21 protein-coding genes are annotated in these 22109 nt (G+C 36.5%); 6 read left to right on the top strand and 15 right to left on the bottom strand.

Annotated features, from left to right (window positions below; genetic code table 11):
• Window positions 1-90: 90 nt before the first annotated feature.
• The 4 genes from ACN0U3_RS12500 to ACN0U3_RS12485 all read right to left on the bottom strand — a co-directional run bounded on the left by ACN0U3_RS12500 (window position 91) and on the right by ACN0U3_RS12485 (window position 4894).
• Window positions 91-873, bottom strand: a complete 783-nt coding sequence (locus ACN0U3_RS12500; RefSeq protein WP_417266488.1) for an SDR family oxidoreductase — start codon at window positions 871-873, stop codon at window positions 91-93.
• 6 nt (window positions 874-879) lie between these two features.
• Window positions 880-2724: a glutamine--fructose-6-phosphate transaminase (isomerizing) gene (glmS, locus tag ACN0U3_RS12495; RefSeq protein WP_299206666.1), complete on the bottom strand. Its 1845-nt coding sequence runs from the start codon at window positions 2722-2724 to the stop codon at window positions 880-882.
• Window positions 2725-2753: 29 nt separating this feature from the next.
• Entirely contained in the window at window positions 2754-3953 is a 1200-nt protein-coding gene (locus tag ACN0U3_RS12490; RefSeq protein ID WP_417266487.1) for a DUF4270 family protein, read from the bottom strand.
• A gap of 116 nt (window positions 3954-4069) precedes the next feature.
• Window positions 4070-4894, bottom strand: a complete 825-nt coding sequence (locus ACN0U3_RS12485) for a glycogen/starch synthase (protein ID WP_417266486.1) — start codon at window positions 4892-4894, stop codon at window positions 4070-4072.
• Window positions 4895-4998: 104 nt separating this feature from the next.
• On the opposite strand from ACN0U3_RS12485, the gene panC reads away from it, so the two are divergent.
• A complete protein-coding gene (panC, locus tag ACN0U3_RS12480) occupies window positions 4999-5853 on the top strand; it encodes a pantoate--beta-alanine ligase (protein ID WP_417266485.1) in 855 nt (284 codons plus the stop codon).
• 11 nt (window positions 5854-5864) lie between these two features.
• Window positions 5865-6449: a riboflavin synthase gene (locus tag ACN0U3_RS12475; protein WP_417266484.1), complete on the top strand. Its 585-nt coding sequence runs from the start codon at window positions 5865-5867 to the stop codon at window positions 6447-6449.
• Between the two features lie 26 nt (window positions 6450-6475).
• Here ACN0U3_RS12475 and ACN0U3_RS12470 read toward each other — a convergent pair whose 3' ends face one another.
• The 8 genes from ACN0U3_RS12470 to ACN0U3_RS12435 form a co-directional block, all read right to left on the bottom strand.
• Complete coding sequence (locus ACN0U3_RS12470) at window positions 6476-7021, bottom strand: hypothetical protein (protein ID WP_299206676.1); 546 nt, start codon at window positions 7019-7021, stop codon at window positions 6476-6478.
• Between the two features lie 19 nt (window positions 7022-7040).
• A complete protein-coding gene (metF, locus tag ACN0U3_RS12465; RefSeq protein ID WP_417266483.1) occupies window positions 7041-7991 on the bottom strand; it encodes a methylenetetrahydrofolate reductase [NAD(P)H] in 951 nt (316 codons plus the stop codon).
• 73 nt (window positions 7992-8064) lie between these two features.
• Window positions 8065-8730, bottom strand: coding sequence for a 2-C-methyl-D-erythritol 4-phosphate cytidylyltransferase (locus ACN0U3_RS12460; protein ID WP_417266482.1), 666 nt, complete (start codon window positions 8728-8730; stop codon window positions 8065-8067).
• Between the two features lie 78 nt (window positions 8731-8808).
• The gene (gene queA, locus ACN0U3_RS12455; protein ID WP_417266481.1) at window positions 8809-9858 is read right to left on the bottom strand and encodes a tRNA preQ1(34) S-adenosylmethionine ribosyltransferase-isomerase QueA; all 1050 of its coding nucleotides are present in this window, start codon (window positions 9856-9858) and stop codon (window positions 8809-8811) included.
• Window positions 9859-9983: 125 nt separating this feature from the next.
• Entirely contained in the window at window positions 9984-11879 is a 1896-nt protein-coding gene (locus tag ACN0U3_RS12450) for a TIGR00341 family protein (RefSeq protein WP_417266480.1), read from the bottom strand.
• 12 nt (window positions 11880-11891) lie between these two features.
• Window positions 11892-12608: a tRNA pseudouridine(55) synthase TruB gene (gene truB / locus ACN0U3_RS12445; RefSeq protein ID WP_299206685.1), complete on the bottom strand. Its 717-nt coding sequence runs from the start codon at window positions 12606-12608 to the stop codon at window positions 11892-11894.
• A gap of 16 nt (window positions 12609-12624) precedes the next feature.
• Window positions 12625-12894, bottom strand: a complete 270-nt coding sequence (locus ACN0U3_RS12440) for a DUF3098 domain-containing protein (protein WP_299206687.1) — start codon at window positions 12892-12894, stop codon at window positions 12625-12627.
• Between the two features lie 12 nt (window positions 12895-12906).
• Entirely contained in the window at window positions 12907-13797 is an 891-nt protein-coding gene (locus tag ACN0U3_RS12435) for a cell division protein FtsX (protein ID WP_417266479.1), read from the bottom strand.
• 110 nt (window positions 13798-13907) lie between these two features.
• Here ACN0U3_RS12435 and ACN0U3_RS12430 point away from each other — a divergent pair, with 110 nt between their 5' ends.
• Window positions 13908-14540 (top strand): YceI family protein, encoded by a 633-nt coding sequence (locus ACN0U3_RS12430; RefSeq protein ID WP_417266478.1) that lies wholly within the window; start codon window positions 13908-13910, stop codon window positions 14538-14540.
• Window positions 14541-14613: 73 nt separating this feature from the next.
• Window positions 14614-15240 (top strand): HAD family hydrolase, encoded by a 627-nt coding sequence (locus ACN0U3_RS12425; RefSeq protein ID WP_417266477.1) that lies wholly within the window; start codon window positions 14614-14616, stop codon window positions 15238-15240.
• On the opposite strand, the gene mce is transcribed toward ACN0U3_RS12425, so the two are convergent.
• Window positions 15217-15621 (bottom strand): methylmalonyl-CoA epimerase, encoded by a 405-nt coding sequence (gene mce, locus ACN0U3_RS12420; RefSeq protein ID WP_417266476.1) that lies wholly within the window; start codon window positions 15619-15621, stop codon window positions 15217-15219. The genes ACN0U3_RS12425 and mce overlap by 24 nt on opposite strands.
• A gap of 71 nt (window positions 15622-15692) precedes the next feature.
• Window positions 15693-16490: a T9SS type A sorting domain-containing protein gene (locus tag ACN0U3_RS12415; protein WP_417266475.1), complete on the bottom strand. Its 798-nt coding sequence runs from the start codon at window positions 16488-16490 to the stop codon at window positions 15693-15695.
• 189 nt (window positions 16491-16679) lie between these two features.
• On the opposite strand from ACN0U3_RS12415, the gene ACN0U3_RS12410 reads away from it, so the two are divergent.
• The gene (locus tag ACN0U3_RS12410; RefSeq protein ID WP_417266474.1) at window positions 16680-18455 is read left to right on the top strand and encodes an ABC transporter substrate-binding protein; all 1776 of its coding nucleotides are present in this window, start codon (window positions 16680-16682) and stop codon (window positions 18453-18455) included.
• 32 nt (window positions 18456-18487) lie between these two features.
• Entirely contained in the window at window positions 18488-20935 is a 2448-nt protein-coding gene (locus tag ACN0U3_RS12405; protein ID WP_417266473.1) for a carboxypeptidase regulatory-like domain-containing protein, read from the top strand.
• A 10-nt stretch (window positions 20936-20945) separates the two neighbouring features.
• On the opposite strand, the gene ACN0U3_RS12400 is transcribed toward ACN0U3_RS12405, so the two are convergent.
• Window positions 20946-22070 carry a T9SS type A sorting domain-containing protein gene (locus tag ACN0U3_RS12400; protein WP_417266472.1) on the bottom strand — a complete coding sequence of 375 codons (1125 nt, stop codon included), beginning with the start codon at window positions 22068-22070 and terminating at the stop codon, window positions 20946-20948.
• Between the last annotated feature and the right edge of the window lie 39 nt (window positions 22071-22109).

Here is a 22109-nt window from a genome sequence, read left to right as displayed (position 1 = left end):
AAAGTTTGTTAAAACAAAAATAACACGATGTAAAAAAAATGAGCGCCCTTTCGAACACCCATCATTAACGAACTGAAAAACAGTTGTTTCTTATAAAGACTTTGTTCTTCCTCCATCTACGGGAACATTAATCCCATTAATATAACTTGCTGCTGGACTTGCTAAAAAGGCAACAGCGTTTGCAATTTCTTCAGGTTGTGCTATTCTTTTCATAGGGGACTGCGCTGCCATGTTGGCTAAAATTTCATCATAATTTAAAATAGATGAACCAGCGGCTTTATTTTCTGCTATGGATTGTAGTCGAACGGTGTTTGTTGCTCCAGGCAATACATTATTCACAGTAATATTATACTGACCTAATTCATTGGCCAAGGTTTTACTCCAGTTGGCTACAGCCCCTCTTATGGTATTAGAAACTCCTAATCCATCTAGAGGTTGTTTTACACTGGTTGAGATAATATTGATGATTCGGCCATACCCCTCCGCTTTCATTCCTGGATAAAGCGCCTGGACAAGAATGTGATTACAAACCAAATGATTATTAAAAGCATCTGTAAATTCAGAAACTTTTGCTTTTCTAATCGGTCCACCTTTAGGTCCACCTGTATTGTTTAATAAGATATGCGCTCTGTTTTTGCTTGCCCAAGATTTGATTTTCTTTTCTAAATCTAAGGGTTGTGAAAAGTCAGCAACAATATAATCATTCTTGTCGTTCGGATCCAGCTCCTTAAGAACTGCCTTAAGCTTAGCTTCATTTCTGGCTACCAAAGTAATCGACGCTCCTAATTTGGAGAGTGCGATTGCAGATTCTTTCCCTATTCCTTGTGTACTACCGCAAACTACCGCATGCTTGCCTGTTAAATCTATATTCATAAATAATTATTCTACCGTTACAGACTTCGCCAAGTTTCTTGGTTGGTCAACATTTGTTCCTCTTTTCACTGCTGCATAGTACGAAATCAACTGAAGTGGAATCGTCGCTAAAAGCGGTACAAGATTTTCATCGGTATCAGGGATTTCGATGTAATGGTCTGCCATTGCTTTTACTTGCTCGTCACCTTCGGTGATAACAGCAATAATCTTTCCTTTACGCGCTTTGACCTCTTGAATATTGCTCACTACTTTTTCATAAGAAGTTCCTTTTGTTGCGATAACGAAAACAGGCATTGCTTCATCGATTAATGCGATTGGGCCATGTTTCATCTCTGCAGCAGGGTATCCTTCTGCGTGGATGTAAGAAATTTCTTTCAGTTTCAAAGCACCTTCTAAAGCAACTGGAAAGGAAATTCCACGCCCTAAATACAAAGCATTACTAGCCTCCTTGTAGGTCTCGGCAATCGCTTCTAGTTTAGGGCTCTTCTTCAAAATCTCAGCTACTTTATCTGGAACTAAATCCAATTCTGTAATGATTCTTCTGAATTTAGATTCATTAATAGAACCTTTATTTCGAGCAATCGTTAAAGCCATTAAAGTCAACACTGTTACTTGAGCAGTAAACGCTTTCGTAGATGCTACACCAATTTCTGGTCCTGCGTGAGTATAAGAGCCCGCATCAGTTACCCTTGAAATTGAAGAACCTACAACGTTACAAATCCCGAGAATTGTAGCTCCTTTAGATTTAGCTAAATTTAATGCCGCTAATGTATCTGCTGTTTCACCAGACTGCGAAATAGCGATTACTATATCGTCTTCATAGATAATAGGGTTTCTATATCTGAATTCTGAGGCGTATTCAACCTCAACAGGAATCCTTGTTAAATCTTCAAACAAATATTCACCTACTAGCGCTGCATGCCAAGAGGTTCCGCAAGCCACCATAATGATGCGCTTTGCATTAGCCAACTGCTGCTCGTAGTCTTTAATTCCTCCAAGACCAACCCAACCGTCTTCAACATTTAATCTTCCTCTAAAACAATCTCTAATTGAACGCGGCTGCTCATGAATTTCCTTTAACATAAAGTGCTCATAACCGCCCTTTTCAATGGCTTCTAATTGCAGCTCTAACTCCTGAATGTATGGGGTCTTTTCTTTATTTTGAATACTGAAAATTCTCAAACCTGTCGCTCGATCTACTATTGCGATTTCCTCATCTTCCATATATACGACTTCATTCGTATATTCAATGATTGGTGTAGCATCAGAAGCCAGGTAAAAATCTCCATCTTTACCGATTCCAACAACGAGCGGACTTGATTTACGTGCTGCAATTAATTCGTTTGGATTGTCTTTACTTAAAACAACAATTGCGTAAGCCCCAATTACAGAATTCAAAGCGATTCTGACAGCTTCAGCTGTTTTTACGTTTTCTCTTTTTTTAATATCATCAATCAAATGAACCAAAACTTCAGTATCGGTTTCACTTTGGAATTGATATCCACGAGAAAGCAATTCAGCTTTTAACGAATCATAATTTTCAATAATTCCATTATGGATCAAGGCCATTTCACCATCATTCGACATGTGTGGATGAGCATTAATATCGTTTGGCAATCCGTGAGTAGCCCAACGTGTGTGCCCAATAGCAATTGTTCCACCAGTATCTTGTTTAGCGGCAAAGTCTTCTAACTCTGACACCTTTCCTTTACGCTTATAATTATTAAGTCCATTCTCATTAAGCACAGCTATTCCCGCACTATCATAACCTCGGTACTCTAATCTTTTGAGTCCTTTTAAGACTATTGGAAAAGCTTGTTCCTTTCCGATGTATGCTACAATTCCACACATATCACTCTCCTTATTTAAGTTAATTTATTTTAAAGCTTTGTATACACAATGCTTAATTTAGGTTGCTTTTTATTCGTACTATTTGCGCCATTAAAGACTAGTCTTTCGGTAGTAGTATTATATTTCTTTGGAGAAATATATAAACCATTGTTTTGAATTTCTCCTTTGACAATATTTTGAACGTATGTTCTCAAATCTACAACATACGCTTTTTTAGACTTATTATAAGCCACAGTTGAGACTACATATTTTCTATCATCACCTTCAAACAGTTTGGCACTCACGTTCACTTCAGTACTTGGGTAGAAATTACTTCCTTGATAATAATTGACAGGTAATTCTAAAGTGGCATTATGAACAATAATATCATCTGGTAAGTCATTAATAGAACTAAACTCAACTTTCGCACGTGTTGCAAAAGCATGTGCATAAAATTCTTCGTCACCAAGGCTATTGTCATTGATCACTTGTTGAACACGTGTCATAGAATAATCTGTTTTCACATGATTAAAGTCAATGGCACTTCCTGTAATAATGAAATCGAAAGATGCTTGTTCTCCTCCTGAAGTATAATAAACAGTAAGTTTTGAGGCGGGTTTAGTACTTGCTAAATAAATCACCGAACCTTCACCTGGAGCCAACATGGCATTGTTGACTTTAAAATGAAGTCCTTTGAATAAATCTAAGAAGTTAGCATCATCTGTCGCTGACTCGGCAAGGGTCAACAAATTTTTTGCAAAAACAGGGTCCAAGGGAATTCTCAACTGAGGATTCAGCGTATCCGAACCCACAATCGCACTTTTCTCTGGGTCAGGTGTAATCAACCCCTCATTATTCCCTGTAGGAACAAGATTTTGAGTTGAAGTTGTGACTATCGACTTTCGAGTATAACTTGAGTCTCTTGATAAGTCTTCAGTGATTTCATAAATTTCAAAAAGTTGTTCATTTAAATTACCGTAGTAACCTCCAAATTCGAAAGCCACGACGGCTGAATCAACAGTTAGGCTTGAAATGTCTCCAAAGTCAGGAGAAAACCCTGACAATGTCAGTTGAGAATAAAACTCAGCCTCCACGGTACCGAACACCTCATCATTAAAACTACCGATCAGGTTGAATTCTGGATCCATTGTAAGCACAGTATCTTCTTCTACTGTATAGGTATGGATTTGAAAAGTATCCAATCCGTCGGAATTCATTATGCTTCCCGAAGGAAGAGCATGTGTTCCCACTGGGCTTTTCTTCTTTTTACAAGAAGTAAAAGCAGCTGTTAAACAAAAAAAAGCAGCGAAAAACAAAATTATTTTTCGCCACCTTTTATTTTTTTTAATCTCTACTGTCTTTATCATCATTGAATCAATGCTTCTTCATCTATTACTTTGTCGAAAAACTCGCTCATTAATTTTGGCTGTACTTCTTCCGACTCAAATTCTAGCTTGAACTTTTCTGTTTCCTCGAATGCTGCTTTTAGCTCCTCGTGTACAGAGTCACTTCCCATTACGATTCCATCAGCATATTCCATAGCTGCTTTATTCAGACTTAGGTAATCACCTGACTTGATTGAGTCGATAATACCTTCATCAAAGCCTTCAAATTTAAGTTTTTCATCGAAACGAGCGTCCCAATTCTTGTTAAATTCATTATCGTAAAGCGAATAAACTACTTTAGTATCTGCGAAGTGCGGATCATTTTTGTAGATATCCTTAACATATATAGGCATTAGCGAGGTCATCCAACCATGACAGTGGATAATATCTGGTTTCCATCCTAACTTTTTTACAGTTTCAAGGACCCCACGACAAAAGAACATTGAACGTTCATCATTGTCATCATACTCTTCTCCTTTTTCATCTGAAAAAACACCTTTACGCTTAAAGAACTCTTCGTTATCAATAAAGTATACTTGCATTCTAGCTGTCGGGATGGATGCGACTTTAATAATCAATGGATGATCCATATCATCAACAATAAGATTCATTCCAGACAATCTAATTACTTCATGCAATTGATGACGTCTTTCGTTAATCACTCCAAATCGAGGCATAAACACTCTGATTTCCTTTCCACTCTCTTGAACTCCTTGCGGAAGTTTACGAGCAGCTTCTGAAACATCTGAACTTGGTAAAAATGGTTTGATTTCTTGCGAAATAAAAAGGACTTTCTTCTTCTCCATGAAACTAATTTTGGTAAAACGAATACAAAAATATAAAAAAAAATTCGGATTTTCGGTATAAAAAGATAGATTTGTTGATTTGCTTGTTTTAAATTGGAGAACAATTGGTAAATTTATATAGCATCGATGCGCTAAAGGAAAACCTAGAGCCATTAAGGAATAAAGGGTTGAAAATCGGCTTTGTACCCACTATGGGTGCCTTACACGACGGCCACATTTCATTAGTCAAAGCCGCAAAAGAAGAATGCGACGTAGTAATTGTTAGTATTTTCGTCAACCCAACTCAATTTAATAACACCGAAGATTTAAAGCTTTATCCAAGGCAAGAAGACAAGGATTTGGAGTTATTGACCCAAAACGACTGTGATTTTGTTTACCTCCCAACAGCAGAAGAAATTTACCCCCCTGATTATGAAGAGGTGAAAGTTGATTTAGACACCATAGAAAACACTATGGAAGGAGAGCATCGTCCGGGCCATTTCAATGGAGTGGTCAATGTGGTATCTAGACTGTTTAAAATAGTACAACCAACGAAAGCTTATTTTGGAAGAAAAGACTTCCAACAGGTTGCGGTGGTCAAAGAAATGAACAGACAGCTCAAACTACCCGTTGAAATCGTTACCGTAGAGACGAAAAGAGATCCTAGCGGATTGGCCATGAGTAGTAGAAATTTAAGATTGAGTGAACAAGAACTCGAAAAGGCTGTTGTTATATCACAGGTGTTGAACAAAGGTAAATCTTGGGCCAACAGTTACTCCCCAGCAGTAACTCGACAGAAAATGATTGAGTACTTTGAGCAAACTTCGTTAAAGCTTGAGTATTTACAAATTGTGCACCCTGACACCCTCAACGACTTAAACCAATATTGGGTTTCTGGAGCGACTGCCTGCATAGCAGCTTATTGTGGAGATGTACGATTGATTGACAACATGGAGTTGATCACAAAAGAAGAAAACTAAAATTAAAGGAAATGTTTACGGGAATTATTGAAGAGCTTGGTGAGATTAAACAGATCGAGCACGAAGGAAGCAACATTCATTTCACGCTAAGTTGCGCTTTCACCAAGGAATTAAAAGTAGATCAAAGTCTTGCGCACAATGGCGTTTGCCTTACTGTTGTTCAAATTGATGGAGAAGACTATACCGTAACTGCAATTGATGAAACCTTAAAGAAAACCGACCTTTCCGAATGGAAAGTTGGTCGGAAAGTAAATCTAGAACGTTGCATGCCTGCCAATGGTCGATTTGATGGACATATTGTTCAAGGACACGTAGACACTATAGCGACATGCGAATCCATAACAGAAAAAGACGGTAGTTGGGAATTTCGTTTTAGCTACACATCAGATAACATCACCGTTGAAAAAGGCTCAATCACAGTGAATGGTGCCAGCTTAACAGTCGTTGACTCAAAAGACAAGAGTTTTGCCGTACACATCATTCCTTACACCTATGACCATACTGTATTTCATCAAATGAAGGTTGGCGACAAAGTAAATTTAGAGTTTGACATTATCGGGAAATACATTGCCAAAATCATGAAACAGCGAGGATAAGGCATTGGCTAACCATAGATATTAACCTATAGCCATTCTTTAAGTAGTCGGCGTTCAACTTTTTTCATCAGTTTTTTCATCACAGCTTCTTTTGAACCTACAGTTCCTGTTCTAATCAATTCATAATGAACAGGCTTTAGATCACGATAGAAAGTAAATGTAAAAGTAACATTAGAAGCACTTTCTCTATACAGTGGATAAAGGTGTCCGGCCTTGATTTCTTCTTCAAAATCATTAATTTTTGTTGAAGGTTTAAAACGGTTATTGTATCCGCGAACAGAAACCAAAAGATAAGTATCTATTCCTTTCTCTTTTAGATTTTGGCGTGTGGTATCTGCCATTAGAACATCTGCAGAACCACCTTGCTTTAAAACATTTAAAGATGCTATGGTTTTAATATCATAACTCTTAAACAATTCCAACAAGGCCACTTCAACGGAATAACGATCAGACAAGTCATCTTGTTGGGCTACCACCAAAACGTTTCTCAACTTGAGTTCATCATTTTTTTGCGCCCACACATTTGCGCTGGTCAACAATAGGGTAAATGTAATTAACAATAGGTATTTCATGTTTAATGTTTTTTAATATTTAGAAAAGTTCACTTGCAATTTCTTTAACTTCAGAAGAATCCGACATTGTATAATAATGAATACAAGGTACACCAGCCTTTTGCAATTCTTTTGACTGTTGAATACCCCATTCGATACCAATTTGCCTTACCTCTTCGTTTGTTTTACATTTCATTAATTCATTTGAAAGCGCATCGGGCAAATCAATATGAAAAAACTTTGGTAAAAAAGTAATATGGCGCAAGTTAGTAATAGGTTTTAATCCTGGAATAATAGGAACGTTAATTCCTACCTCACGGCATTTTTTCACAAAATCAAAATACTTTTGGTTATCGTAAAACAATTGGGTCACAATATACTCAGCTCCTTTATCCACTTTCTGCTTGAGGTAATGCAAATCCGTTGCCATATTCATTGCCTCGAAATGTTTTTCAGGATATCCTGCTGCACCGATACAGAAATCAGTAGGTTCAAGTTTAATTTCATCTAGAGTATAATTTCCTTGATTCATGTTCTGAATCTGTTCAATTAACTCCACAGCATATTGATGTCCATTTTCAGCAGGTTTAAAAGTGACTTCAGTTTTGATTGGGTCGCCACGCAAAGCTAAAACGTTATCAATACCTAAAAACTGTAAATCAATCAAAGCGTTTTCAGTATCTTCTTTACTGAACCCACCACAGATTAAATGAGGTACAGCGTCCACATGGTATTTATTCATAATGGCCGCACAAATCCCTACTGTTCCAGGTCTTTTTCTAATGGCTACCTTCTCGAGCAGCCCTCTATCTCTTTCCTTATAAACATATTCTTCACGGTGATAAGTTACGTTAATAAATTTAGGTTTAAACTCCATTAACGGATCAATTCCATTATAAATAGATTGAATACTCTTTCCTTTTAAAGGAGGGAGAATTTCAAATGAGAACAATGTATCTTTCGCTTCTTTTATATGATCTACTACCTTCATTTAACTTAAAATCATTTTACATTACAAAAGTAAGAATAGCGTTTAAACTTCTCTATTATTACTCATTATTCGCTTATTTATTTTTCATTAGAAATTCCGCCACTTTCATATCATAAGGGGTGGTAAGTTTAATGTTCTCTTCATTTCCAGTGGTCAAATATACTTTCTCACCTAATCTTTCAATTAAACTAGCATCATCCGTGATTTCATTTGAAAAAGGAAGACTATAGGCATCAACCAATAAAGACCTTTGAAAAGCTTGAGGTGTTTGAACACTCCAGTATTGCGACCGATCTACATGTTGGCTGTCATTTTCATTTCCTTTTCTCAGGGATTCTTTTAGGGGTAAAACAGGAATAGCTGCGCTGTTTATAATTGCACATTTTTCAACACTTTTAATTGTTTCATAACTAACCAATGGTCTCACGGCATCATGAACGAATATTAATTCACCATGCGTCAACGCCAAAGCATTTTTAATTGAGTGATAGCGTTCTTCCCCACCTTCTACTACTTGATGTGCAATTGAGAAGCTATATTTTTCACAAAGATCATTCCAATAGGCAAAATATTGTTTGGGAAGCGTAATCACAATTTGAAAATCAGGGTGATAGGCATAAAACTGTTCAATCGTATGCATTAATACAGGCTTATCTTGTAGCAAAAGAAATTGTTTTGGTAAATCCGTCCCCATTCTTTTGCCTATCCCCCCAGCTGTAATAATCACCGATAACTTCATAAGAACGAAATTAAAAAGAAAAGTCGCTATTCAAACATGAATAGCGACTTAATATGTTTAATAAAGTATAAAAAACGATTAGATGATCAACATCACATCTCCATAAGAGAAGAATCTATACTTTTCTTTAATTGCTTCTTTATATGCTTTTTGCATCAACTCATGTCCCATAAATGCAGACACCATCATCAACAAAGTTGAAGAAGGCGTATGGAAATTGGTAATCATTGAATCTGCAATGCTAAAATCGTATGGAGGGAAGATAAATTTGTTTGTCCATCCTTCATAAGGCTTCAACATTCCGTCTGTAGATACAGATGTTTCAACCGTACGCATTGAAGTTGTACCCACTGCACACACACGTTTTCTTTTTGCTTTTGCATTGTTTACGATATCCGCTGCTTTTTTCGTGATAAAAGCTTGTTCAGAATCCATTTTATGTTTGGTAAGGTCCTCTACTTCCACCTCTCTAAATGTTCCGAGTCCAACGTGCAAGGTGATTTCTGCGAAATCGATACCTTTCAACTCTAATCTTTTCAGCAACTGCTTCGAAAAATGCATACCTGCGGTAGGTGCAGCAACAGCCCCCTCTACTTTTGCATAGATTGTTTGAAAACGTTCTGCATCTTCAGGCTCTACCTCACGATCAATATATTTTGGAAGAGGAGTTTCACCGAGCTCATCAATTTTATCTTTGAACTCTTCGTATGTTCCGTCAAAAAGAAAACGCAAGGTCCTACCACGAGAAGTGGTGTTGTCTATGACTTCAGCGACTAAAGACTCGTCATCTCCAAAGTACAATTTATTTCCAATACGAATTTTTCTAGCGGGGTCTACTAAAACATCCCACAATAGCGTTTCTCTATTGAGTTCACGCAGCAAGAACACTTCAATCTTAGCTCCAGTTTTTTCCTTATTTCCGTATAAACGGGCAGGAAAAACCTTCGTATTATTTCGTATCATAACATCACCTTCATCGAAATAATCGATAAGGTCTTTAAACAGTTTATGTTCAATATCTCCAGTTTCACGGTTTATCACCATCATTCGAGACTCGTCCCGATTTTCAACAGGATATTTTGCAATGAGTTCTTCGGGCAATTCGAAGTCAAACTCTGAAAGTTTCATTTTATTCAAATCGGCATCTTTTTTTAAGGGCTACAAAGATAAGAAATATATCTGTGAATCACGTCAATCTGTGAAAGCAATAACTTTGTTCTCAACTTTATGGCCTTAATAACACAATATGCAGCTTATCTTTTTAGACGTATTGCTGCTTTTAAGGTAACATCTTCGCCCACGATTTGTTCTATCTCTCGCTTTATATTGTCAATCTCAGCATCGTCAGGTATAGACTTTGCCAACACATCTAGAGAGATTACAAATGGTTTACGCGACTCTAAAATAACATTTTCAAGGATATTATTATTGATTTCTGTACCATTTAATGAACGAATGATCTTATTTTCTTCAACGACTTTAAAGAACCCATATCCCAATGGAATACTGATTGAAAGGACGACAGCCAAAGAAATCAGCAAACCTTTTTTGGCCAATTTAAACGGACTATATCCTGTCATTAAAAAAGTAAAGGCCGCTGCTAAAACCATTCCTGTAAGGTTGGTGATCAACAAGAGGAAAGCACCAAAAAAGATATCAAAATTTAACCATGCCAAGCCTATTCCAGAAACCGCTAGAGGAGGAACAAGAGCTACTGCAATTGCAACACCTGCGAGGGTTTTGGCAATCTCTTCTTTAGAAAAGGCATAAGCGCCAGCAGCACCAGAAACCACAGCAATACCTAAATCAATAATATTGGGTTCAATTCGCGAGGTGATTTCAGCGTTGATTTGATTGATTGGTGTTATTAAAGTGAAAAGAATAGCAAATAAATACCCTACACCAACCCCAACAAGAATAGTGATAAAACTATTCTTCATCAGCTCTCTATCCTGTCTTAGCACTCCCATTGAGAACGATATAATTGGAGACATTAATGGGGCCAAAATCATTGCTCCAATAATCACTGGTGATGAATTTGCAAAAACACCAAGAGTTGCAAGGATAACTGACAAAATCATGAGGATGACATAATTTTGACTGGGACGAGCGTTCTCTCTCAACTGAGTAAAGAGCTCTTTATACTCATCGGCTGAAGCGTGTGTAATAAAAGGAAGTCGCTTCCTAACCATCTCTTTTCTCGCCTCACCTTTAGGAAGGTTTTTTACCTGAAAGGTTTTCGAACTACTGTTGTCTTTGGACTCCACTTCGTATTGGATAGAATCACTTGGAATTTGGTTAAAACTACTTTCAAATACAAACTTTAACTCTTTTACATTCGTGTATTTACCATCAATATTGCATTTAAATTCTTGAACAGAAGAAATGGTTAAATCCTCCGTTTTTAATCGACTTAAAAATTTAAACGCTTTATTTTTTTGACCTGCTCCAAGAAGAAGTTTAACAATATACGACCTGGTCAATTGCAAAACACTTCTTGGCGTAAAAATAAATGTATGAAAGAGCCTTTCGCTAGACAGTTCTTTGGATACAAAAATTCGAGAAACAATTGAGTTGTGTGCATATTGAACAATCAATATATCGGTTGCTGCTGTTTCAATCGGAGTTTTATCTTCTACTTGTACGGTAAAAGGCAAGGCCCTAATATTCACTAATCTTTTGAGGTACTTAAAAAACCTCAACATTCTATAATATATGTTTTTTCTTGAGGACTTTTTGGTTAAAAACGTGACCATTTCACCGATCACCACATAGTTTAAAACAATCTCTTCATTACACGTTAGAATCCCTGTTTCAACCTCTCTTTCAGAATTCAACAGCTCCTCAAAAGCCTCTTTAGTATCTTTGGGAACTTTATAACCAGACCGTGCTTGGGTGGCTTCTGGATGAGGCAAGAAACCAATTGCACAACCTAGCTTAGCCAATTTGGGAAGTATCGTTTTAATATTTGAATCACAGAGGTACAAAAGCACCTTGTCATTTTCTGTAACCTGCCCGATTTCAAAGTTAGCAACATCAAGAATTGCTGAAGAGTGCTCTACAAGAAAAGCATTGGTTTTGTCGTGCTCATTCTCCAACGCCTCTAAGTCTGCTAGAACTAGAACTCGTTGATTAGTCGTCTCTTCCATGTTAATAACGTTTTACTGTTCTTCCAATATTTCAGTAGCAGCAATGATTTCAACCCACTCGTCGACCGATTTTGCATTTTCAATGAGAAAATCACCTGAAGCAGTTCTCCTCAAGGCCGTTAAAGTTGCTCCGGAGTTCAATGCCTTTCCAAAATCGTTGGCTATAGAACGTATATATGTTCCTTTTGAGCATTTTATTTTAAAGTCAACTTCTGGGAAACGTATCGCTTCAATCGAGAAAGAATGAATAAAAATATCATTTTCTTTTAACTCAATAGCTTGTCCCTTTCTTGCGGATTCGTATGCCCTTTTACCGTTCACTTTCTTTGCAGAAAAAACCGGTGGAGTTTGCTTTTGAGCACCTTCAAACGATTGGGCAAGCGCGTAAATTTTCGCTTCAGTAATGTGTTCCGTTTTAAAAGTTTGATCAAACTCGGTTTCTAAATCGAAGCTTGGTGTGGTTTTCCCCAGAAGAAGTGTTCCTGTATAGGTTTTATCTTCAGAAGTCAAGGACTCGCTTAGCTTTGTGCTTTTGCCAGTGCAAATAATTAGAAGACCAGTAGCTAGCGGATCTAAAGTTCCGGCATGCCCAACTTTAAAACGTTTAATCTTGTATTTTTTACTGAGGGGCCAACGCAACTTGTTTACCACATCAAAAGATGTCCAGTGAAGCGGTTTATCTACAAGTAGCACTTCTCCTTTTCGAAAATCATAGTCGCGTTTATCCATTCAGTAAGTTTCAGCTTTACTTTTCAATCAAATCCTTATTGTTCTTCAATCCTTTTGGTTTTTTCATGATACTATAAATAATTACAGCATAACCTGAAAGGATTAAGATTGGCGCTACTGTTAGTCGAACAGGAGAAAACAATTCATCAGGATTAAATTCATCCAAACTTTCTGCTGCACCACCAATCATTAACAAAAACCCAATAATATTAAGCAACACACCAATGATTAAAAAGGTGTAATTTGATTTATTAAAAAGGAAAGTGCTTTTTTCTTTTTCTTTCATAATGAATAAGTTCTAGTATAAATTATCAAGTCTTTTTCTCAAATATTTATTTAATGCAAACCATGTCGAAAGTAAGCTAATTAAAACTCCTAACAAAACAAGTACACCAAACAAAATTAAAAATGTTTCTAAGTTATAAGTTGAGGCGATAATGTCCATATATCTTTTCAAAGCAAAGAACACTCCCAACAACAAAGCTACACCAATAAGTGCAGATAAAAATCCTTGAATAATGGAGTTAATTAAGAAAGGGCGACGAATAAAACCTGACTTCGCTCCTACCAATTGCATTGTTTTTATTGTAAATCTTTTCGAATATAAGGCCAAACGGATGGTATTGTTGATCATTGCGAAGGCAATAATAGTGAGCAGCGCACCAATTGCCACGAACAAATAAATCCATTGTAGGAATCCGAGGTTTACTTGACTCACTCGGTTTTCGTCATAGTTAACTTCTGCCACCTGTTCAGGATAGGCTTGTAAAATTTTCTCTTTGACTTCTGCCAGTCCTTCTTTGTTTACAATATTTCCAACTGGATTAAAGGATACCGAAGGCGGAAATGGGCTTCTATCGTTAAAGATTTCTTTAATTTCTTGTGCTTCTTGTTCATTGGATTGAAAGACTTCGAGCGCACGTTCTGGAGAAACGAACCAAACAGATTTTATTTCTTCCCAGCTTTTTAGTTCCTGTTCAATCATTTTAATATCTGAGTCATTTAGTTCTGGATTAAAGAACAAGTCGATTTCAATATTTTCTTTAGCTGCGTTTTGCGTATACTCAAGTCCAAAATAAGCACCCAAAACTAAACCGAGCATAAACAGCACCAGCGAGATTCCAACCACTACAGAAAGATACCCAGACTGGAGTCCTCTTCTGCTATATTTTTCGATATCTTTTCCCATTTGAACCACGAATTTAGCAAGAATTTTCAGAAAAACTTAATTTAATTTAACTACCTTGGTAAATAAATATTAATTATATTTGCATGAATTATAATTTAAAGAGAAAAATAATGAAAAAATCAATTTACGGAGTATTAGCTTTTGCTGCTCTATTGTTCACTGCATGTGGTGAAACAGAAGAAGCAAAAGAAGTAAAAGAAGAAAACAAAACTGAAGAGGTTGTTGCTGAAACATACACTCTAAACGCTGAAGCAAGCTCACTAATGTGGGAAGGTTCTTGGACTGGTGGAGAAAGTGATGGTAAAACACACAATGGTGTTGTAAGCATCACAGAAGGGTCTGTAACAAAAACAGGTGATGATTACGAAGGTACATTCACTGTTGACATGACAACAATTGACGTTCAAGACCTAGATGCAGAAAGCGGAAAAGACAAACTTCAAGGACACCTTGCAAGTGAAGATTTCTTCAATGTTGAGGCACACGGAAAAGTTGGTGTTAAATTAACGCAAATCGTTGACGGAAAAGCAACTGTAGCAATTGAATTCTTTGGTAATACAATGAATGAAACATTCCCAGTTGAAGTATCAACCAACGATAAGACAATGAATATTTCTGGAAAATTCGCTGTAGATTTTGCTGAAGCAGGTCTAGCAGGAATGCAGGTTAATCCTGAGAAGCCAGAAGCTGGTCACGTTTCAACGATGATTAACTTTGAATTAAATGCTGAGTTAACTAAGTAATTAGTTATTCAATCACTTTAAAAAAGAGCGACTCGATTAATCGGGTTCGCTCTTTTTTTTTATGTTTACCCTTATGAAAATCAAAAACATCATTCTGGATTTAGGCGGTGTATTATTAAACATCGATTATCACCTCACGATTAACGCATTTAAAAAATTAGGAATTATAAATTTCGATGAGTTATACAGTCAAGCCGCCCAAAACAATCTTTTTGATGATTTAGAAACTGGTCATATTTCTGATCAACAGTTCCTTAAAGGATTACGTAAATATCTACCAGAAGGAATAAAAAATGAAGAAATCATCAATGCATGGAACGCCATGCTGTTGGACTTCCCCACAGAGCGATTAAACTACCTTTCTAGACTTAAACAGCAATACAACACCGCCTTACTGAGCAATACCAACACCATTCATTTAGATTTTTTTCACCAACAGCTACAGGAGACACATCAAATCACTTCACTTGATGCTTATTTCAAAAGCACCTATTTTAGTTGCGCAATGGGAATGCGGAAACCGAACCCAGAGATATTTCTCGAAGTTTGCAAAAGAGAAGGCTTTAATCCTTCTGAAACAATATTTATAGACGATTCTATCCAACACGTAGAAGGTGCGAATAAGGCTGGTTTACATGCCTACCACCTCGATGTCAAACAAGATAATGTAATTTACTTACTGAACTCTCTCCTGACATAATTCTACCAATACACCTTCAGTAGATTTAGGGTGTAAAAAAGCAATTAACTTATTGTCTGCTCCATTTTTTGGGGAACGCTGGATCAATTGATACCCTTCTTTTTCAAGGCGTTCGATTTCCTTTGAAATATCAGTAACGTCAAATGCAATATGATGCATTCCCGTACCTCTTTTTAGAATAAACTTTGCTATTGGACTTTCTGGGTTTGTTGCTTCTAGCAATTCAATCTTAGACTCCCCCACTTTAAAAAATGCAGTTTTAACGCCTTCTGAAGCCACTTCTTCAACCTTGTAACACTTTGTACCTAGCAAAATCTCATAGTTCTTTATGGCCTCATCCATATTTTTTATAGCAATTCCAATATGTTCAATTTTATTCATACATCACTTATTTTTGGGTAAAAAAAATCCTGCTACACAAGATGTAGCAGGACAATATCTTTTAGTTTCGACTAACCTTTTATGAATTTCTCATTTTTATTATCAAAGTTAATATAGTAGGCTCCTTTACGTAAATTTTCGCAATTTACACTTGAAGAGAATCCTTTTTTAACGATGTTTCCATAAGCATCATAAATTTCATACTTAGTTTCAGCTGGTTCACCGTTGGCTGTGAATTTAATTTCGCTTTTCACTTTAGTCGGTGACATTTTCACCTCTTCTACTTCAGAAGTAAATGTTTTCTCTGGAGATTTCCTTTTTGTTCCTGAATGGTCTTTTTGAACCACACGTATTTTATTCTCTCCTGAATGTGGAGTAACTTTAAATTCGTAGGTATTTGGTCCTTCTTCACCAGTTCCATCAACCTCTCCAGCACTTACCCATTTACTCCATCGGTACTGTTCGATTACATAAGGTAATTCTCCCTGTTCTCCAGTCGTTGTCCACTTAACGCTTCCATCTTTTTCAACAATCATTTCTGACACTTCAAAAGTCGATTTTGGAAGAAGTACTTCTGGGTTAAGAATTTTAGGCGTACATCCGTCACCATGTTCAATAACAATAAAAACAGGCTCCCCTACTTTTACATTAAACAAAGAAAAGTCAATTTCGAATGCACTTCTCCCGACACCTCCAGGCATAATATTATTGTTCACAGTAACCTTCGTTACGCAAAATCCAAATCCATCTTCAGAAGCCGGATTTTGAACATAAAGGTTTTTTCCTTGATAACTTCCTTCTATGGATAAATCCGCGTGGAGGTTAAAGGCAGTAAGTAGAAAAACGATTGAAAATAGTAATGCTCTCATTTATATTAGTTGTATGATAGTTTTATCAATTGCAATATTAGTAGGTATTTATTAAAAAAGCAATAAGTTCGCATCTTTTTTTTCTTTAAAAGTATAAAATCACCCCATGAACCAAAAAAAAGCGAAGATAAAACTTTTAATGCAATAATTATTATTAAATTAGTTCTTCAGTTTAAACACTACTATTCGATGCTAATTTACTTAAAACACAGACTATTGTTGTATTCAACAAAAATTACGGGACTTGTTGCCTTCTTATTCTTACTTTTAACTTTCATCTCTTGTTCAGGTTCAGGAGATAAAAAGAAATTTGAACATGCAGGAGGAACATTTAAGTTTGCCATCAGTAACGAACCCCAAACTTTACTTCCAAGAAATGTATCAGATGTATATTCAGGGTATTTACTAAATCAAGTATACCAAGGATTGGTTACTTTTAACCCTACAACTTTGGAGGTTGAACCGTGTTTGGCAAAAAGTTGGGATATTTCGGAAGATGGCAAAACCATTCAATTTGAATTAAGGGACGATGTTTACTTTCATCAACATAAAGATTTTAAAGAGCTTATTAAACTCACTCCTGAAGATGTGGTTTATTCAATTGAACTTGCATGCACTCCAAATAAAAATAAGGAGTCCGTTGCATATTCAACAATTTACAAAGGGTTAATTAAAGGAGCTGATCAATTTTACAACCAGGAAGCTGACCATATAGAAGGGATAAAAGTAAAAGGAAACGCTATCATTTTTGAACTGGTTGAAAGAGACATTAACTTCATCAACAAGATGGCGCAAGTCTTAGCAGTTGTTGTTTCCAAAAAAATAGTTGAAGCAGGATTAGAAACGGACTTAATTGGAACAGGACCATTTCAGTTTATGGGTTATAGAGAAATAGATGGCCTTACAAACATTATTCTGACACGAAACGAAAATTATTATGAACAAGATGAAGCCGGAAATCAACTGCCTTATTTAGACAGTTTAATTATTAAAGTAGAGTCTCGTAGTTTAAGGCAATTAGAAATGTTTGAAAACGAGGAGATCATGTTAATCGATGGGCTTCCACCAAGCAGAATTTCGACGATGCTAGGAGAAGGTAAAATAGAAGACTTTAATAGTACGCCTCCGAAATTATTATTAATTCGCAAGCCATTGCTAGGGACTCAGTTTTACCATTTCAATTTATTGCAAGAAGAATTTAAAGATGTAAGGGTAAGAAAAGCCTTTAATTATGCGATAAACAAAGGAGCTATAGTAAATAACATCTTAAACAACCAGGCCTACAGCAAGGGAGATGGAGGTATTGTTCCACCAGCGGCATTTAATGGTTACGATTCTAAAATGGTCAAGAAAAGCGCTTATTCATACCATCCTGAAAAAGCAAAACAGCTTTTAGCCGAGGCGGGATATCCCAATGGAGAAGGGTTTCCTAATGTGAATATCAAGTTTAATTTAGGAACTATTCATTCTGCGGTAGCAGATGATGTTGCGAAACAACTAAAGAAGGTATTAAACATTAATGTCAACTTAGATGGAATGCCCTTTCAGAATAAAATTAAGGATCAAGAAAATGCTAACGGACAAATTTTCAGGTCATCTTGGTTTGCTGATTATTATAGTCCGGAGTCGTTCTTAATGAACGGCTATGGTAAAACTGTACCCGAAGACCCTTCTCAACCTTCGTTGACGAATCATTCACGGTACAGCAATCCAGCATTCGATGAAGCTTTTGAAAAAGGTCGAAGCGCAACAGACATTGTAGAGAGGTATAAACACTTTGCAGAAGCAGAAAGTATTTTGATGGAAGACTCTCCGTTTATTATCTTATGGTATGAGGAAACCATAAAAATTGCCTATTCTAAAGTCAGAAACTTACAACTAAATGAAATGAACCACTACGTTTTTAGAGATGTATACATTAAAGAGTGGACAAAAAAAGAATGGGAGGAACATTCTAAAAAATAATTTTATGTTTCTTTGCATTTAAACAAAGTCCTATGATGAAATACTTACTCATTGGTTTAGCATTGATTTCATTCCCTATTTGGGGCCAAATATCTCAAACAGTTAAAGGAAGCGTTGTAGATTCAGAATCACAATATCCATTAATCGGAGCACGATTAACACTAGTTTCTGATGATTCATCAAAGATCATCAACAACATGACTGATTTAGACGGTTTATTCAGTTTTTCTGAAGTGCCAATTGGCAAATACCTTCTTACAACCAGCTACAATTCTTACCTTAATAACACACAAACTGTAATCGTTAATTCTGGAAAAGAAAGTGTAGTTAATATTCGCCTGGTTGAAGACATTCTAACAACTGAAGAAATTAACATTGTAGGAAGTAAAAGAGGAGAAGTCAATAACGACATGGCATTAATCTCTGCGCGTCAATTTAGTGTAGAAGAAACGAATCGATATGCTGGTTCGCGAGGAGACCCCGCACGTATGGCCAGCAATTTTGCTGGTGTTCAAGGAGCCGACGATTCACGTAATGACATTGTAGTGCGTGGAAATTCGCCTTTAGGACTTCTTTGGAAAGTGGAAGGTGTGGACATCCCCAATCCAAATCACTTTGCAACTTCAGGTTCAACAGGAGGACCAGTAGCCATTTTAAACAATAAGATTTTAGCCAACTCTGATTTCTTTATGTCCGCCTTCCCAGCAGATTATGGTAACTCCATTTCAGGAGTGTTTGATTTGCGTTTAAGAAATGGAAACACAGACAAACATGAATTCACAGGTCAATTTGGTTTTCTAGGAACAGAAGTGATGGCCGAAGGTCCAATCAACAGAGATAAACGATCGAGTTACTTGGTCATGGGTCGATACAGTACCTTAAGCATATTCCAAGCAATGAACATTAGAATTGGAACAGATGCTGTTCCCACCTATGGAGACGGAGCATTTAAACTTTCCTTCCCATTGAAAAAAGGAGGACATCTTGGCGTATTTGGAATTGGAGGAGCATCTGATATCGCCATAAAAATTTCTGACCAAACGGAAGTTACAGAAGAAGCTTTCGGAGAAGGAGATAGAGACCAGTACTTCGGAACTGCCATGGGTATTTTGGGAGTTACTTACAAAAAACCCTTGTCACAAAACACATTTTTTAAAGCAACAGTAGCGCAATCTTATGATCAACAGAAATCACGTCACGACTTTTTGATTCGTGGTGTAGACAGTACTTATTCTGATGGTGAGGTTCAATATTCATACAGGACTGATTCTATTTATCAGCTGATGGGTTATTTATTTAAAACACATAAGACCGCACTATACGCAAGCTTAAATCACAAAGTAAACAAGCACCATATTATTCGGGCAGGAATTAACGTAGATGGATATTTCATCAGCAATGTGGACTCTGCGCTAAATTCAGCTCATACAGAATTTGTAACCCGCCATGACTACAGTGGTTTTAGTGCATTAATTCAACCTTTCGTACAATATAAATGGAGGGTTAATGACAAAATGGATTTATCACTGGGTGTGCACAGTCAATATTATTCCTTAAGTGAAAGCTGGAGTTATGCAGAACCTAGGTTAGGCTGGCAATGGCGATTGAAGAATGGAAATGAAATCAGTGCCGGCGCAGGATTGCATTCTCAGATGCAACCTACCTATCAATATACATATCAAAGGGTAAATGAGAGTGGTGAAATGCGCAGACATAATCAAAAGATGGACTTCACAAAAAGTTTCCATAGTGCAATTGGATATCAAAAAGCATTTAAAAATGCTCTCACTGTAAAAACAGAAGTCTATTACCAACATTTATACAACATTCCTGTAGACGAGTTTTCTTCATCTTTTAGTTTAATCAATCAAGGTTCTGGTTTTCAGCGCTTCTTTCCAGAAAAACTTGTAAATGAAGGAACAGGAACCAATTATGGAGTTGAATTGACCCTACAGAAGCATTTTGATCAATCATTTTATTTCTTGGTAACAGGCTCCTTATTCGAATCAAAGTATAAAGGAAGTGATGGAATCGAAAGAAATACAGATTTCAACGGAAACTATGCGGTGAACTTCTTGGCAGGAAAGGAATTCAAAATCAATGATAAGAACATGATTTCTGCAGGTGTAAAAGTTACTGCTGCGGGAGGAAGAAGGTATGGCTATGTAGATATAGATCAAACAATTGCCACCAACGAACTCGTTTACAAAGATTCTTTATTTAATACCCGTCAATTTAAGGATTACTTCAGACTGGATTTCAAAATAACTTATGTTTTAAATACAGAGAAGCTCACCCATGAAATTGGATTGGATTTAGTCAACATCCTAAATACAGAAAACATTTTGGCATTAAGCTATGCTCCCAACTTGATTAATCCATCTGCAGAACCAATAGCAGAACGTTATCAATTAGGCTTCTTGCCAATATTCTATTATAAGGTTGACTTTAGTTTTAATCGAAAAGGAAGAGGTTTGTAATGGTGAATGATTAGTTTACAATTACTTTTTGTGAAATGGATTTATCTTTGGTTTGAATTTGAACAAAATAAATTCCTGAATCTAAATTGTCAATGCTAATTTCTTGAATTATATTCTCTATAGAGCGTATCACTTTTCCTTCAGATGATAAAACCAGAATTCTGTCGATCGATTGTTTCGGAGATATTTTAATACTTCCTTGTGAAGGATTAGGGTAGAGTGTCACCAAATCCATAAATTCTTCTTGAACACTTACCAATTCGGAAGTAGAGAATTGACTAAAGAACCTCCAAATTTCAGTACTTGCATCAATGTCTTGGTTCGTTACTCCAACATTAACTGGAGCGCCTGGCCAAGTATGTCCACCATCAATAATTTTAAACAGTTCAACAGAAGCACCATTGGTTCCTCCCGTATACAAATGATGCTCAGCTGTACATCCATCTGTTGTAGAAATGTCTGGTACATTGGTAACAACAGGTGTTGGGTTAGCATTGGTTTGAGCCACCCAATGTGCAATAACGCTTGGAACCGAAGCAGATGTCGCTGTTCCATTATAAGGAACAGTAGGATCATTAGTCCCATGTATCAACATAGTTGGAACAGGCCTGTTGGGTGAGCAAGACGACATTGCATATGGATTCATTGTGCCGGTAACCGATGCTACTGCGGTAATTTTATGAGAAAGATTACACGCCAGATGAATACTCATATATCCACCATTGCTCATTCCGGTAGAATAAACCCTGTTGGTATTAACCGTATAGTTAGTACTTAATTCATCTATCAATGCAGATAAAAAGCCTAGATCATCTTCTCCATTAGGTTGAAAGAAATTCCAATGTTGATTCCCTGAGCCATCAACTAAGCCATTCGGAACAACCAAAATAAAATTTGCTGTATCTGCAATTTTACGAAAGTCACCATACAATAATTGCTCGTTCATGTTAGAAGTATAGCCATGCAAATTGATAACTAAAGGGAATTCCACTGCGCCGTCATACGACTGAGGAACATAAAGAATATACTCTCTTGTTTTTCCATCGTGGGTCATAGTTTGGGTAGATTGAAGTCCTGTTTGAGCAAAAACACTGAGTGATAAAATCAATTTAAGTAATAGTAATAGCGTTTTCATTTTCTTTATTTTTAAGAATAAAACTACAAAAAAATATTG

Source organism: Brumimicrobium sp., from assembly GCF_048268645.1.
Taxonomy (GTDB): Bacteria; Bacteroidota; Bacteroidia; order Flavobacteriales_D; family Crocinitomicaceae; genus Brumimicrobium; species Brumimicrobium ulvae.
This window is presented reverse-complemented; position numbering and strand designations above follow the sequence as displayed.

What these genes read in the sequence shown, in the direction of transcription:
- ACN0U3_RS12500 (WP_417266488.1), bottom strand. Translation starts at nt 873, where the DNA reads ATGAATATAGATTTAACAGGCAAGCATGCGGTAGTTTGCGGTAGTACA.
- glmS (WP_299206666.1), bottom strand. Translation starts at nt 2,724, where the DNA reads ATGTGTGGAATTGTAGCATACATCGGAAAGGAACAAGCTTTTCCAATA.
- ACN0U3_RS12485 (WP_417266486.1), bottom strand. Translation starts at nt 4,894, where the DNA reads ATGGAGAAGAAGAAAGTCCTTTTTATTTCGCAAGAAATCAAACCATTT.
- ACN0U3_RS12475 (WP_417266484.1), top strand. Translation starts at nt 5,865, where the DNA reads ATGTTTACGGGAATTATTGAAGAGCTTGGTGAGATTAAACAGATCGAG.
- ACN0U3_RS12470 (WP_299206676.1), bottom strand. Translation starts at nt 7,021, where the DNA reads ATGAAATACCTATTGTTAATTACATTTACCCTATTGTTGACCAGCGCA.
- metF (WP_417266483.1), bottom strand. Translation starts at nt 7,991, where the DNA reads ATGAAGGTAGTAGATCATATAAAAGAAGCGAAAGATACATTGTTCTCA.
- ACN0U3_RS12460 (WP_417266482.1), bottom strand. Translation starts at nt 8,730, where the DNA reads ATGAAGTTATCGGTGATTATTACAGCTGGGGGGATAGGCAAAAGAATG.
- queA (WP_417266481.1), bottom strand. Translation starts at nt 9,858, where the DNA reads ATGAAACTTTCAGAGTTTGACTTCGAATTGCCCGAAGAACTCATTGCA.
- ACN0U3_RS12450 (WP_417266480.1), bottom strand. Translation starts at nt 11,879, where the DNA reads ATGGAAGAGACGACTAATCAACGAGTTCTAGTTCTAGCAGACTTAGAG.
- truB (WP_299206685.1), bottom strand. Translation starts at nt 12,608, where the DNA reads ATGGATAAACGCGACTATGATTTTCGAAAAGGAGAAGTGCTACTTGTA.
- ACN0U3_RS12440 (WP_299206687.1), bottom strand. Translation starts at nt 12,894, where the DNA reads ATGAAAGAAAAAGAAAAAAGCACTTTCCTTTTTAATAAATCAAATTAC.
- ACN0U3_RS12435 (WP_417266479.1), bottom strand. Translation starts at nt 13,797, where the DNA reads ATGGGAAAAGATATCGAAAAATATAGCAGAAGAGGACTCCAGTCTGGG.
- ACN0U3_RS12430 (WP_417266478.1), top strand. Translation starts at nt 13,908, where the DNA reads ATGAAAAAATCAATTTACGGAGTATTAGCTTTTGCTGCTCTATTGTTC.
- ACN0U3_RS12425 (WP_417266477.1), top strand. Translation starts at nt 14,614, where the DNA reads ATGAAAATCAAAAACATCATTCTGGATTTAGGCGGTGTATTATTAAAC.
- mce (WP_417266476.1), bottom strand. Translation starts at nt 15,621, where the DNA reads ATGAATAAAATTGAACATATTGGAATTGCTATAAAAAATATGGATGAG.
- ACN0U3_RS12415 (WP_417266475.1), bottom strand. Translation starts at nt 16,490, where the DNA reads ATGAGAGCATTACTATTTTCAATCGTTTTTCTACTTACTGCCTTTAAC.
- ACN0U3_RS12410 (WP_417266474.1), top strand. Translation starts at nt 16,680, where the DNA reads ATGCTAATTTACTTAAAACACAGACTATTGTTGTATTCAACAAAAATT.
- ACN0U3_RS12405 (WP_417266473.1), top strand. Translation starts at nt 18,488, where the DNA reads ATGATGAAATACTTACTCATTGGTTTAGCATTGATTTCATTCCCTATT.
- ACN0U3_RS12400 (WP_417266472.1), bottom strand. Translation starts at nt 22,070, where the DNA reads ATGAAAACGCTATTACTATTACTTAAATTGATTTTATCACTCAGTGTT.